Origin of the sequence: Haloechinothrix halophila YIM 93223 (genome assembly GCF_000504245.1) — a bacterium.
Classification (GTDB): Bacteria; Actinomycetota; Actinomycetes; order Mycobacteriales; family Pseudonocardiaceae; genus Haloechinothrix_A; species Haloechinothrix_A halophila.
Window position 1 is genome coordinate 1,734,479 of sequence record NZ_KI632509.1, and the last position, 13,598, is coordinate 1,748,076.

11 protein-coding genes are annotated in these 13,598 nt (G+C 62.7%); all 11 read left to right on the plus strand.

The genetic code is table 11. The annotated features are described in order from the left end of the window. Window positions 1-15: 15 nt before the first annotated feature. Window positions 16-471, plus strand: a complete 456-nt coding sequence (locus AMYHA_RS07980; RefSeq protein WP_269189738.1) for a (2Fe-2S)-binding protein — start codon at window positions 16-18, stop codon at window positions 469-471. After that, a complete protein-coding gene (locus AMYHA_RS07985; RefSeq protein ID WP_051399665.1) occupies window positions 468-2,816 on the plus strand; it encodes a xanthine dehydrogenase family protein molybdopterin-binding subunit in 2,349 nt (782 codons plus the stop codon). The genes AMYHA_RS07980 and AMYHA_RS07985 overlap by 4 nt, the downstream gene beginning before the upstream one ends. Continuing rightward, a complete protein-coding gene (locus AMYHA_RS07990; RefSeq protein WP_034269554.1) occupies window positions 2,794-4,170 on the plus strand; it encodes a PucR family transcriptional regulator in 1,377 nt (458 codons plus the stop codon). The genes AMYHA_RS07985 and AMYHA_RS07990 overlap by 23 nt, the downstream gene beginning before the upstream one ends. After that, window positions 4,167-6,029, plus strand: coding sequence for a bifunctional homocysteine S-methyltransferase/methylenetetrahydrofolate reductase (locus AMYHA_RS07995; RefSeq protein WP_034269557.1), 1,863 nt, complete (start codon window positions 4,167-4,169; stop codon window positions 6,027-6,029). The genes AMYHA_RS07990 and AMYHA_RS07995 overlap by 4 nt, the downstream gene beginning before the upstream one ends. Window positions 6,030-6,222: 193 nt before the next feature. Next, window positions 6,223-7,143, plus strand: a complete 921-nt coding sequence (gene purU, locus AMYHA_RS08000) for a formyltetrahydrofolate deformylase (RefSeq protein WP_330759511.1) — start codon at window positions 6,223-6,225, stop codon at window positions 7,141-7,143. 105 nt (window positions 7,144-7,248) lie between these two features. After that, entirely contained in the window at window positions 7,249-8,496 is a 1,248-nt protein-coding gene (gene metK, locus AMYHA_RS08005) for a methionine adenosyltransferase (RefSeq protein ID WP_034269560.1), read from the plus strand. A 130-nt stretch (window positions 8,497-8,626) separates the two neighbouring features. Next, window positions 8,627-9,061 carry a methylenetetrahydrofolate reductase C-terminal domain-containing protein gene (locus tag AMYHA_RS28360; RefSeq protein ID WP_407919904.1) on the plus strand — a complete coding sequence of 145 codons (435 nt, stop codon included), beginning with the start codon at window positions 8,627-8,629 and terminating at the stop codon, window positions 9,059-9,061. Then, complete coding sequence (locus tag AMYHA_RS08010; protein ID WP_196776861.1) at window positions 9,061-10,023, plus strand: methylenetetrahydrofolate reductase; 963 nt, start codon at window positions 9,061-9,063, stop codon at window positions 10,021-10,023. The genes AMYHA_RS28360 and AMYHA_RS08010 overlap by 1 nt, the downstream gene beginning before the upstream one ends. After that, window positions 10,013-11,473 carry a hypothetical protein gene (locus AMYHA_RS08015; protein WP_157361930.1) on the plus strand — a complete coding sequence of 487 codons (1,461 nt, stop codon included), beginning with the start codon at window positions 10,013-10,015 and terminating at the stop codon, window positions 11,471-11,473. Before AMYHA_RS08010 ends, AMYHA_RS08015 begins: the two co-directional genes overlap by 11 nt. A gap of 1 nt (window position 11,474) precedes the next feature. Continuing rightward, window positions 11,475-12,590 (plus strand): uroporphyrinogen decarboxylase/cobalamine-independent methonine synthase family protein, encoded by a 1,116-nt coding sequence (locus AMYHA_RS08020; RefSeq protein WP_034269564.1) that lies wholly within the window; start codon window positions 11,475-11,477, stop codon window positions 12,588-12,590. Continuing rightward, window positions 12,587-13,585 (plus strand): carbohydrate kinase family protein, encoded by a 999-nt coding sequence (locus AMYHA_RS08025; RefSeq protein ID WP_034269567.1) that lies wholly within the window; start codon window positions 12,587-12,589, stop codon window positions 13,583-13,585. Before AMYHA_RS08020 ends, AMYHA_RS08025 begins: the two co-directional genes overlap by 4 nt. Window positions 13,586-13,598 lie beyond the last annotated feature (13 nt).

Consider the following 13,598-nt stretch of genomic DNA (forward strand, 5'->3'; position numbering starts at 1 on the left):
TCATATAAATTCACGGTGAATGGTGAAGGGGTGGACATCGACGCTGCGGGCGTGACGCCCCTGCTGTCGGTGTTACGTGAGGATCTCGGGCTCACCGCGGCGAAACTCGGCTGCGGCGAAGGACGCTGCGGCGCGTGCACCGTCCTTCTCAACGATCGGCCGGTCGCGGCCTGTGTGGTGCCGCTGGAAGCTGTTGCGGACGGCGCGGTGCGGACCGCGGAATCGCTCGCGTCAGGTGACGCTCCGTTGACCCAGGTGCAGGAGGAATTGCTCAGCGCGGGAGGGGTGCAGTGCGGTGCGTGCACCCCCGGAATGATGATGACCTTGACCGCGCTCACCGAGCAGCAGGGGGAGTGGACCGAAGATTCCGTGAGAGCGGCATTGACAGGAAACATCTGTCGCTGCACCGGATATCACAAGATTGTCGATGCGGCGATGCGCTGCGTGACGGCCGAGGGAGGTTCCCGATGAACGCTGCGGTGAGCGTGGATGGCGACGCGGAAACGACCGCGAACGGAAAGGTGGTTGGGACAACCGTCCCTCGGGCTGACGGTGATGCGAAGGTTCGCGGCATCGCGATGTATGGGATGGACTACACCGAGCCAGGGGCGCTGACGGTGCGGGTACTGCGTTCGTCCGTCCCCGCCGCACGTATCGTACGGCTGGATACGAGCAAGGCCGCGAGCCTGCCCGGGGTGCGTGCCGTGGCTACGGCAGCCGATACACCTGGGACCTCCGGCATGCTTGTGGTCAAGGACCAGTCCGCGTTCGCCCGTGAGGATGTGCGCTATGTCGGCGAACCGATCGCCGCTGTCGCGGCGGATACGCCGGCGCAGGCTGATGCCGCCGTAGCAGCGATCGAGCTGGAGACGCGGCCGTTGGAACCGGTCTTTGACTTGGACGAGGCATTGGCCGAAGGCACAAGGCACATTCATCCGGGTTGGTCTGACTACGAGGTGGCCGTTGAGGGGCACCGTGGCGGCAACCTCGCGTGGGAAGCGAGGGTCGAGCGTGGTGATGTCGATGCCGCCTTCGCCGAGGCCGATTACGTCGTGACCGACGAGTACCGGACGCCACGCCAGCACCAGACATCCATCGAGCCACACGCGGCGGTCGCCAGGTACGAGAACGGGCGCTATACGGTCCACACGCCGACGCAGTTCCCCTTCATGGTGCGTGACCGGGTGGCAGAACATCTCGGGGTCAGGCCGTCGCAGGTTCGGGTTGTGGTAACCGAGATCGGTGGCGGATTCGGTGGCAAGCTTGACGCGATGCTGGAGCCGATCGCGTGCGTACTCGCACGCAAGGCTGGCCGCCCTGTGCGGTTGGTCAATAGCAGGACCGAGGAGCAGACCACCTGCGCACCACGGGAGAACGCGATCATCCGGTTGCGTACGGCCGTTTCGCGGGACGGGACACTGCTCGCGCAGGAAGCCGAGGCACTCAGCGATAACGGTGCCAACTCAAGCGGAGAAACGGTGCTCTGCGCGAACGTACCCGCGTTGGTGCTCGGGTCAACCTACCGAATCGCCAACGTCCGATACAGCAGCAAGGTTGTCTACACCAATACCGCGCCCACCGCGGCCTTCCGGGGTGTCAACGGCCCCTATTCGGTGTTCGCACGCGAGATGCATCTGGATCATATCGCCGCTGAGATCGGTATGGATCGTCGCGAGTTGCGGATGAAGAACCTCCTGCGCACCGGCGACACGATGATCAACGGCCAGGAACTCGATGATGCTTGCCTCGACGTCGCGATGGATCGGCTCAACGAGATCGCGCCGTGGGGTGAGCGCCGGTCCGAGGACGGTCGGCTGCGCGGTATCGCGGTCGTGCCCGCGACGTGGCTGACGAACCCAGGTCCATCAGCGGGTGCGGTGCGGTTGAGCGAAGACGGCAGCGTGGTGGTTACCTCTGGCGCGGTGGACATCGGGACCGGTGCGCTGACCGGGATCCGCCAGATCGTCGCCGACGAACTCGGGGTCCCTTTCGACCAGGTACTGATCGCTCACCCGGATACCGACACCGCCGGCTTCGACAACGGGGCCCAGGGCAGCAGGACGACCTTCGGTATGGGTGCTGCCGCGCTCGATGCGGCGACCCGCGTACGTGAGCAGGTACTTGAGGCCGCGGCGGGAATGCTGGAGGTCAGTGCGTCGGACCTGGAGCTTGCCGAGGGCCACGTCGCGGTGCGCGGTGTTCCCGACCGGAGGGTGTCACTGGCCGCGGTCGCTGGCACCGCGATGTGGACCACGGGTCCGATTGGCTCAACGGGCAAGTTCGCCGCGCCTCCGGTGAATTTCGACGCGGGATGCATGACCGGCGCGCTGTTCACCCACATGATCGGCGTTTCGTATCACGCCCATCTGGCTGAGGTGGAGGTCGATCCTGACACCGGCAAGGTGACTGTGACCCGCTACGCAGTCGTTCAAGACGTGGGGCGCGCGATCAATCCTGGCCTGATCGAAGGCCAGGTACATGGCGCGGTGGCGCAGGGTCTCGGATATGCGCTCTATGAGGATCTGCGCTTGCGGGACGGCGTGGTGATCGACACAGGGCTCGAGTCCTATCGGTTGCCTACCGCGCTCGACATCCCGCCGATCGAGACGGAACTACTGGAGAATCCTGGTAACCAGGGTCCACTCGGGATCAAGGGGGCCGCCGAGCCTCCGATCGTTCCCGTCGCCGCTGTCGTTGCCTGCGCGGTAGCCGACGCGATCGGTTCGCCGATCAACTCGCTTCCGCTGACACCGTTCTCAGTGCTCGCCGCATTGCGTGGTCGAGACTCCCGCGATGAGTCATCCCGTTCTGGTTAGCGACGCGGCTGCGGCGGAGAACCGCGCGCTGCGCGGCCTGGTAACGGTATATCGCCAGCTATCAGGGCTGTTGTTGCGTCGGGAAGTTGACCTCAGGGCTATCACCGACGTACTGGCGGCTGAGCTGCACTGCTGGGCGTGGGTGGCCACCGTTGAGCTGGACATCGTCACGGCATCCGTGCCAGATTCCCCGGGAGAGCAAGGCACCGACATCGACGAGCGGTGTCGGGCGGATACTCAGTGGGCCACGGCAGTTGCCGCGGCTGAGCGGAGTGGGCTCCCGGTCCGGGTTCCTGCCAACCTCGGTGGCGCTTTCGTGGCCGCGCCGATCACGGTTGCCAATCACTTGTGGGCTTTCCTCGTGACGTGGCAGGCCGATGGGCACTCGGCGTCAGAGGAACTGCCGTTGCTGATCACGGAGCATGCCGCGGCCATCTGCGGTGCCGTTGTCAGCCGGGAGCGGGTAGCCGTGGAGGCGTCTGGCCGGGTGCGGGAGGATTTGATCACGGGATTGCTGCTTGGTAGGGCAACTGACGAAGCGGAGGCGACGCAGTGGGCTGAGCACCTGGGTTTTGACGCTACCCGTCCTCACCGCGTGCTGGTCGCGATCGTCGATGAGCCTGGATCGGATACGCCGGCCTTGCTGAATGATGGACAGCATGCGCCCAACGGTGCTGAGCCGTCGGCGAAACGAAGGGTGCTGCCCGGCACCGTGCTGGAAGCGGTCGAGGAGTTCTTCACGGCGAGAGTGCCGGGCGTGATCGCACTGACGCGTGTTCCGGAAACCGTAGTGATCATCCCGGAACCGTCGCCGACCGGCGGGACCGACGGTGCGTCGCGGCCAGCGGATCCGCCCACATTGGCTGAGTCGGTGATCGACTCGCTCGGACGCAGATTTCCTGGTGTGGTGCTGACTGTTGGGATCGGTGGCCGCTGCATGCAGCCGACCGAGCTCGCACGGTCCTATGCCCAGGGGCGGCGCACCCTTGAGTCGGCGAGCCGATTGTCTCGGCGCGGTCAGGTGCTGTCTTTTGACGCTTTGGGCATCCACCGTCTGCTGAGCCAGGTTCCCAGTACGGGGGAGTTGCGATTGTTCGCCCGCGAGGTGCTCGGCTCCCTCGCGGAGCCAGGGGATGAACGTTGTGAGGGCTTCGCGGAAACGCTGGCGTGTTACTTCCAATGTGACAGCAGCCCGCAGCGCGCCGCTCGGGTATTGCATGTGCATCCGAACACGATCACGTACCGGCTCAAGCGGGTTGAGGAGTTGACTGGGCTCCGCCTCGACCGTTATCGCGACCGGCTGATGGCACAGGTGGCGCTGGAAGTTCTCGGCTTGATGGAGATGGAGTCATGATCGAGTTCGGTGCCGCGGTGGAGTCTCGCGTCCTTGTGTGTGACGGCGGAATGGGCACGATGCTGCAAGCTGCCGGCGTGCCGGCCGACCAGCCGCCCGCCGAGCTCAATCTTCGTGCACCGGAACTCGTTACGGCGCTGCATCAGGCCTATGTGGACGCCGGGGCCGACATCATCCAGACGAATACATTCGGTGCGAACGCACTTCGGCTGGCCGATAGCGATCCTGAACACGTGAGGTCGGTCAACCGTGCGGGCGCGAGACTCGCCAGATCGGTCGCGGATGCCTCAGGGCGTGGCATCTTCGTCGCGGGATCTATCTCCCCCGTGGTGCCGCCACGGTACCGCGACATCGCACGGGACGATGCCGTTGTCGACGGCGTCGGCTTCGACGAGCGATGGGAACTTGCGATCAGTCAGCAGATCGAGGCTCTCGTCGTGGGTGGTATCGACCTTCTGGTGCTGGAGACATTTGGGTATCTCCACGAACTAGTGTCGGCGATGCGCGTCACCCGGCGGCTCTGCGACCTCCCGATCATCGCGCAACTTACCTTCAGCGACCGTGAGGCGACGCTGGGCGGGGAGGCAGTGTCCGAGGCGATGCATGGGCTGCAGGAATTGGCGCCCACGGTCGTGGGAAGTAACTGCACGCTCGGCCCGCAGGCCGCACTCTCCGTGGTGCGGAATATGCGTGAGCACACCACGCTCCCGCTCGCGGTGCAGCCGAACGCGGGCCTGCCGTACGTCGGCAGGGACCGTACGCTTAGGTATGCCCACGACAGTGCCTACTTCGGACGATACGTCCGCCGGTATCTCGACGAGGGCGTGAGAATTGTCGGCGGATGTTGTGGCACGACCCCGGATCATATCCGTGCGGCGGCAGCCGCGGTCGCCGCTGCTCGCCGTTCTGAACTGACTGTCGCCGCGTACCGGCGCGAATCCTCGCTTGGTGAGTTCGTGTCGCACAGCATTGATCGCGAGAGCAGTACTTGGTCCGCCAAGCAGCGACTTGGCGCTGAGCTGCGAGTGGCTCCCCGAAGTGCCATCGAGACGGTGGTCGCACAAGCGACGGCACTCGTCGAGGCTGGTGCGCAGCTGGTGGTGGTAGGTGGTGCCGACGCGAGGCAAGGCCACGGTACCCCGATCTTACTCGGCAGCCAGCTTGGCCAGCGGCTACCGACCGAGGTCGCGGTCACGATCACGACCTGGAACAGGTCGATCATGACGCTGCAAGCGGACCTGCTCGGCACCCACGCGTCGGGGGTGAGCACCATCCTGTGCGAGACGGGAAATCCACCGCTCGACGGCGACTACCCCGATCCGTATGGAGCGCAGGAAGTCGATGCACTCGGATTGATCCGGCTGCTCGACGGCTTGAACCAAGGTGTGGACAGCAACGGCATCGAACTGCAGCAGGCTACGTCGTTTCGCATAGGAGCGAGGTGCAATCCCGGTGCCGGGGATCTCGATGCGGAGATCGCACGCACGCGACAGAAAGTTGACGCGGGTGCGCACTTCCTGTTGACCAGAGCCATATATGAACCTGCCGCGTTACGGACAATGTTGACCGAGTTGGCGGATCTGCGTGTCCCTGTCTTCGTGACCATCGACCCGCTCCCAAGCTATGCCGAGGCAGAGTACCTGCGTGGCGAGGTACCGGATATCGTGATTCCCGACGAGACCATGGAGCGACTCCGGACGGCTCACCCCGATGACGGCCCGCGTATCGGAATGGAGCTTGCCGAAGATCTCGCCGGCGAACTGCAGCATTTAGTGCACGGCATTGTCGTTGTCGCCCGAAATGGTGATCCAGAGGCGTTGCTGCGCCTGCGCACGGTATTAATCGACGCTCCCCGGTGAACATGCCGATCCGGTGATACGGGAACTTGTCGTTGCCCACAAGACCCTCGCGACGAATCCTGTGAGCGAACCTATCGTCATCGCTCCGTGAAATGCGGATACTAGATGTAGCAAAGACAGGAAAGCAGCCCGTACGTATATTCCGCCACGGCGACATCGCCCAGTTCAGCGGGTGGAGTGAAGGTGATCCACGATGATTATGACTGCCGAGTCCGGTGTCGTGGAGTGTGCGCGGGGCGGAAACATCTCCGGCGAACTCGACGATACCGCTCGTCTCATCGTTTCAGGTGCGGATCGGCCACGTATCGTATCGACGCTGACCGGGTGTCTGGCTCAATTCGGGGGGAACATCGTTGATTCTCAGCAGTTCAGTACTGGAACAGATGAAGGCATGTTCTTCCTCCGTATCGAGTTCCAGCTACCTGGCTTGCGGCGTGTTCTTCCCGAGCTAGAGCTCGCTCTTGAGCATTACGCCAAATCATATGGGTTGCGCTGGAGGGTCATTCCAGCGGCCGACGTCAAGCGGATGGCCATTATGGTGTCGCGGGAGGACCACGCTCTGAATGAACTGCTCTGGAGATGGCAATCTGGGGATTTTCTGGCCGATGTGTCGATGGTTATCTCGAACCATCCACACCACCAAGCAACCGTGGAGGGGCTTGGTATTCCTTATCACTATATACCAGTGACACCGGATACTAAGGTCGCTGCGGAGGACAAGCAACTCGATCTCCTGTCGGGAAATGTCGATTTCGTGGTGCTCGCCCGCTATATGCAGGTGCTTTCACCGCGGTTTGTCGAGTACTTTCCGAATCGGATCATCAATATTCACCACGGCCTCCTGCCTGCCTTCGCTGGCGCGAATCCGTATCGTGCGGCGAAGGAACGTGGGGTCAAGATTATCGGTGCCACAGCGCACTACGTGACGTCGGAGTTGGATGCGGGTCCGATTATCGACCAGGACGTGATCCGCATCGACCACCGTCAAAGCGTGGCGGAGTTGCGACGCCGAGGGCGCCATTTGGAACGATCCGTACTCGCTACAGCGGTGTCATGGCACGTGCAAGACCGCGTGATAGTCCACGGCAATAGCACCGTCACCTTCACCGATTGACCGGGGTCCTCGCCGATCGGCGTCATCCGAAACAGGTCGAAATAGCTGCGGGCTCGATGCCGGTTCGCAGTAACAGCACAGCGAAATGCAGTTTGGACGGATAGAATGACTAGTAACCAATACCCTACCGACGAGTTTCTGTTCACATCGGAGTCGGTGACCGAGGGCCATCCAGACAAGATGGCCGATCAGATTTCCGATGCCATTCTCGATGCCGCACTCGAGCAGGATCCGACATCGAGGGTGGCGTGCGAGACGTTGGTGACGACCGGTCTGGTGATGTTGGCTGGTGAGATCACCACCGACGCGTCATTGGACTTCGAAGAACGAGTACGCGAGACCATCAGGTCCATCGGCTACGACCGGGAAGAACTTGGTTTCGATGCCGACTCGTGCCGGGTGATCGTTGAGCTGGACAAGCAATCAACGGACATCGCTCAAGGCGTCGACACCGGTCAAGAAGTGCGTGAACAGCAGGTCCCGACGGATCCTTATGACAGCGCGGGGGCCGGTGACCAGGGAATGATGTTCGGTTACGCCACCCGGGAGACCGATGAGTTGATGCCGATGCCGATCGCGCTGGCACACCGGCTCTCTCGCAGGCTGGCCGCGGTCCGGAAGCTGGGCATTCTCGACTACCTGCGCCCGGACGGTAAGACGCAGGTCACCGTGCGGTATCGCGACGGAGTGCCGGTGAACGTGGAGAAGGTACTCGTGTCAACGCAACATGATCCTGGGGCCGAAGAGTCGCTTCGGGAGGACCTGTGGCGTCATGTCGTTGTGCCGGTTCTTCCTGCCGAGCTGTATGAACCGAACGAGTTGAGTGAGAACTTCTTCGTCAATCCGACCGGTCGCTTTGTCATCGGTGGCCCGGTTGGCGATGCCGGGCTGACCGGGCGGAAGATCATCGTGGATACCTACGGCGGCTTCGCGCGGCACGGCGGCGGCGCGTTCTCCGGAAAGGACGCGTCCAAAGTAGACCGTTCTGCCGCCTACGCCGCGCGCTACATCGCCAAGAATGTGGTTGCCGCTGGGCTCGCTGACCGCGTCGAGATCCAGGTGGCATACGCCATCGGAGTCGCCCGCCCACTCTCGCTGCTGATCGATACGTTCGGTACGGAGAAGGTGGAGCGGTCGGTCATTCGTGAACTCGTCGACAAGTACTTCGACTTGCGGCCTGCCGCGTTCCGAGAGTATCTCGAGCTCCATAAGCCTGGATTCGTCGAGACAGCGGCCTACGGCCATTTCGGTCGCGATGATCTCGACGTGGCCTGGGAGCGCACCGACAAGGCTGAACTTCTGCGGAAGGAAGCGGGTCTCGATTCTCCGCTTGAAGCGGCAGCGCCGAACTGAACCACCACCTTGGATGTGAGGAGTTGCCGTGCGTCAACGCAAACGCCCCGTGCCGACCAGCCCATCGCTGTCCGCGCGCGTGCTATATCGGCTACATCGATTCCTTGAGCCCAACCCAGTCTATCGGTGGGTGGCTCGGCGCCTTGAACGATCCCAGACACTGTATACCGGATTCGCGCGCGCCGAGGAGTCGGTGAAAGAGCGGTCGTTTGGGTGTCAGATGTGCGGTCAGTGCGCACTACCCGCGACCGGGTACGCATGTCCGATGAGCTGCCCTAAACAACTGCGCAATGGCCCGTGCGGTGGTGTGTCGTCGTCCGGTGCGTGTGAGGTGTATCCGGATCAGCGTTGCGTTTGGGTGACCGCCGTCGAGCGAGCCCAATCGGCGGATCGGCTGGACGATGTCTGTCAACTGCAACGTCCGATCGACCACCGCCGCTGGGGCGAGAGCTCGTGGGTGAATTACTGGCAAGGCAGGGATGACGCTCTCTGGACTGATCATGACGGCTTGACCAGGGAAGCCACCTTGCATCCCCGCACCATCACGGCGACGAGTGGTCGATGATGAGTGGATCGGCGCTGGAAGAGGCGGTGCGATCGGACCGGTTCGTCGTCACAGCGGAAGTCGGTCCGCCTCGTGGCGCCGACCCCGCGGCTCTCAGCGCAGCGGTGCGCACGCTCCGTGGTTGGGTCGATGCCGTCAACATCACAGATAACCAGAGCGCTGTAGTGCGGTTGTCGAGTATGGCAGGCAGCGTGCTCGCATTGGCTCAGGGAGTCGAACCGGTCATGCAAATCTCCGCGCGGGATCGCAACCGGATCGCGATTCAGTCCGACTTGCTTTCGGCGGCCGCCTTGGGAATTCCGAATGTCTTACTTATAACGGGCGACCATCCCAAGTTTGGGGATCATCCGGAGGCAAAGCCGGTATTCGACGTCGACAGCGTGCAGATGCTGTGGGTCGCGCGAACGATGCGTGATCACCAGCGTTTGCACTCCGGACGGCTCCTCGACTCGCCGCCGCGGTTGTTCCTCGGCGGAGTGGAGAATCCGTGTGCTCCTCCTGCTGACTTCCGAGCCCGCCGGCTCGGCAAGAAGGTAGCGGCTGGGGCGCAGTTCGTGCAGACACAGTTCGTCTTCGATGTCGCGTGTTTCGAGCGATGGATGGCCGACGTGCGGGAGCTTGGGCTGCACGAGCGAATCGCGGTCCTCGCGGGTGTCGGGCCCATCGGTAATCCGCGGGCATTGAAGCATATGCGTACCAAAGTACCCGGGCTATCGATTCCAGACGCGGTGGCGGAGCGGCTGAGCCGGGTCGACGAAAGTCATTTCGCTGAGGAAGGCATCCGACTGTGCGTTGAGACGATCCAGCGGTTGCGGGAGATCCCAGGGGTCGCCGGAGTGCACCTGATGGCCTTCGGCAGGGAGCACGTGATTCCCGAGGTCATCGAGCGTGCGGGCATCCGCCCACCTCGGTCGGCGAACGACGGTAGTGATTTCAGGCAAAGGAGCGGTCATGTTGGTTGATGTTCGTCCGACGAGACGGTTGCGGGGATCATCCCCGGTCGACGTCAGCGCTGCGCTCGGCCCCATCGTCGAGGCGCTTGGCCAGGACACCGTGGATCTGTCCCGCTTGCGCGTGGTGTGTGACTGGGTCCAGTACAAGCACAATTTCCGTGATGTCATTGACATCCGTCCGATTATGGGCAACGCGTCGTCCGAAATGGGGCTGGAAGCGGCAGTCGATCTGCGACGCTGCGCGGGAACCGACCTGAGTGCGGCGACGGCTACGGCGCTTCGGGAGTTTCACCATCCAGGTTCTGCCGATCGCACCTATCTCGAACCGTGGACCGCGGGGAAGGACAGCTGCATCTGGGAGTTCAATTCGCTGTACTGGCAGGCGTTGGGTCGCTGGGAGGAAGTGTCAGGAAAAGACTACGAGCAAGCACTTCCGGGTGGTAGCAGCGATGGTCGCAATCAGGACGCTGCGCGCGAATTGATCCTTGAGTTGTTCGACACCTGGGATGAGCTGGCTAGGTTGTCGTCGCTGCCTGAGCAGCTTTATGTGGTGGAACTCGGCGTCGGCAACGGCGGTCAGGCCAAGACCTGGCTGGACGAGTTCCGTGAGCTCGCGCTGATCCGGGGTGTCGATTACTACCAGCGGTTGCACTACATCATGGGTGACTACTCGCCGCATGTTCTGAAGCTCGCCCAAGACGCTGTCGCCGAGCATTCAGGGCAGGTCAGTTCGATCGTTGTCGATGCCACTGATCCCACCGCTTCGTTAGGATTCTTGCGGCACAAAGCATTCCTTGTCTACATATCCAATGTCTATGACAATCTGCCAACGGACGAGGTAGCGTCGATATCGGGGCGTACCTACCGGGTCGAAGTGCGGGCATATGTGCCCCGTGAGGGAACCCTTGCGCTCGCTGAGATGCTGTCCAGTTCGCCCGATCAGGTAGGCGCTGTGGTCGGAAAGCTACTTCGCCTCGGGCCTGAACTGCTCGCCGAGGCGCTTCTCGGTCAGCTCCCTGACGTACCTTCCGCTGTTCGCTTCTGGCAGGAGGCGTGGTCGTGGCTGCGCCTCGAGGAGCGTTACGTTCCGCTGGAAGGGCTTGACCTGTATCAGATTTGTCCGTCGGTGACGGGCGAGGCATTGCGCCCAATTCTCGAGGATCGCGGTGACCTTCGAATGCAGGTGAGCAACGGTGCGGTGGCGAGCTTCGTCGAAACGCTGCGGTTGCTGCATCCGTACGGCCGCCTGCACTGTCATGACCTGTTCGTCACGGACGCACGGCGGTACGACTCCCATTTCTGCGGGCCAGGCAAGTACGACGGCTCGATCGTCAACTGGGTCAATGGCGCACTCGTGCAATACATCGGGAACCGGCGTGGCTTCGAAGTCAACTACTCGCCCTTCCGGCACCGCGAAGGGACCAACATCACCACGCTGACCGCGCATGTGAGGGAGTGACATGACACCGCTGCAGGGCGCGTCGCCGCTACCGCTGCTGCCGACCACGGTGGTCGGTTCCTACTCGGTTCCCGAGTGGCTCGAGGGCGCCAAGACCGACTACTACCAACGCAAGATCAGCAAACACTACCTCGACGATATCCACGAAGTAGTGACCAAAGCAGCACTGAAGGATCAGGAACGGGCGGGTATTGACGTCGTCTCTGGTGGCGAGCTGACCAGGGACAACGACATTGACTATCTGCTGGTGAGGCTTCCTGGAATCGATATCCCGGACACTGGCAAGTCGAACTCGTACGATTACTACGACGCAGTCGTCCGGCAGCAGTTACCAACGAGTTCGCGGTTCCCGCTCAGTCTTACCGCCGACTACCAGTTGGTCCGGGACAACACTGACCATCCCGTGAAGTTCTCCTTCACCGGCCCGTTCTCGCTGTCGCGCAAGCTGCGTAACGAAGCCTACGCGGACTCGGCCGATTTGGTTCGTGCCTTGGCCGAGCTGTTGAATGCTGAAGCCAAACGCCTGGTTGCGGCGGGTGCGACCGTGTTGCAGCTCGACGAACCGCTGCTGTGTGGTTATCGGGACCAGGTGAGCACGGCGATCGACGGCATCAACACCGTGGTTGACGGTGTCGACGCATCATGGGCGCTTCACATCTGCTATGGCAATCGATATGCGCGTCCGAGTTGGGAAGGACATTACGACTTCCTGTTTCCCGCGGTGATGGACGCACAGGTTGACCAGCTCGTGCTCGAATTCGCCCGCCGAGGGTATGAGGATCTTGATCTCCTCGCGCGGTCCGGCTGGGACCGCGGTGTCGGCGTCGGCGTCATCGACGTCAAGAGCGACGAGGTTGAGACTGCGGAAACGGTGGCGCGCCGAATCCGCAGGGCACTACGTGCGGTTTCGCCCGAACGCATGACGATCAACCCCGACTGCGGGCTCAGGCACCTGCCGGGGGACGTCGCCCGCGCCAAGTTGCGCGCGATGGCTGAAGGCACAGCGATCGTTCGCAGCGAACTGTCCGGCGTCACTCCGCCGTCCGACACCACCGCGGTCCGCGAAGAGTCCGCTGTTTCCCCTGAGCCTGTACAGGAAGGAGTCACCCAGTCATGAAGATTGCCCTCACCGGCTCCATCGCCACTGATCATCTCATGACCTTTCCCGGTTCGTTCAGTGATCAGCTGATGGCCGACCATCTCGACCAGATATCGTTGTCGTTCCTCATCGACGAACTCGAGGTTCGGCGGGGTGGCGTCGCCGCCAATATCGCCTTCGGACTCGGTCAGCTCGGTCTGCGACCCAGGCTTGTCGGGGCCGCCGGTGAGGACTTCGCCGAGTACGCGGCGTGGCTCGATCGCTGGGGTGTGGACACCAGTGATGTCCTGATCTCCTCGACGAGTCACACGGCCCGATTCGTATGTACGACCGACAATGCACAGAATCAGATCGCCTCCTTCTATCCAGGTGCTATGACCGAGGCCCGCGAGATCGATCTGTCATACATCGCGGATAGGGCTGGCGGCCTCGATCTGGTCGTGATCAGCCCCAACGACCCCGATGCGATGGTGCGGCATACCCAGCAGTGCCGAGACATGGGTATTCCCTTCATCGCTGACCCGTCGCAGCAACTCGCTCGCGCCGATGGCGCGATGGTCCGGGAGCTCGTCAACGGAGCGACCTATCTGTTCACCAACGAGTACGAGTCGATGCTGCTCAAACAGAAGTCCGGTTGGACAATCAGTGAGGTACTGGCACGGGTGGGCGCGTGGGTGATCACGCACGGCGAAGACGGCGCCACGATATCGCGCAGCGAACAGCCTGCCGTTTTCGGGCCTGCCGTACCACCCAGGACGCTCGCCGAGCCGACAGGCGCAGGCGATGCCTTCCGGGCTGGGTTCATCGCCGGTATCGCCTGGGAGTTCGACGATGACGTCTCCGCCCAGCTCGGCGCCACCATGGCGACCCTCGCGCTCGAAGTCGTCGGGACACAGGAGTACAGCGCTGAGACCGCCGACATGCTTGACCGGTTGCACGTCACGTTTGGTGCTGAATCCGCGGAGCTCGTCAAGCAGCGCCTTGTCGAACGCTCCGTCCTGACCTGCCCATAATCGCCGAGGAGAG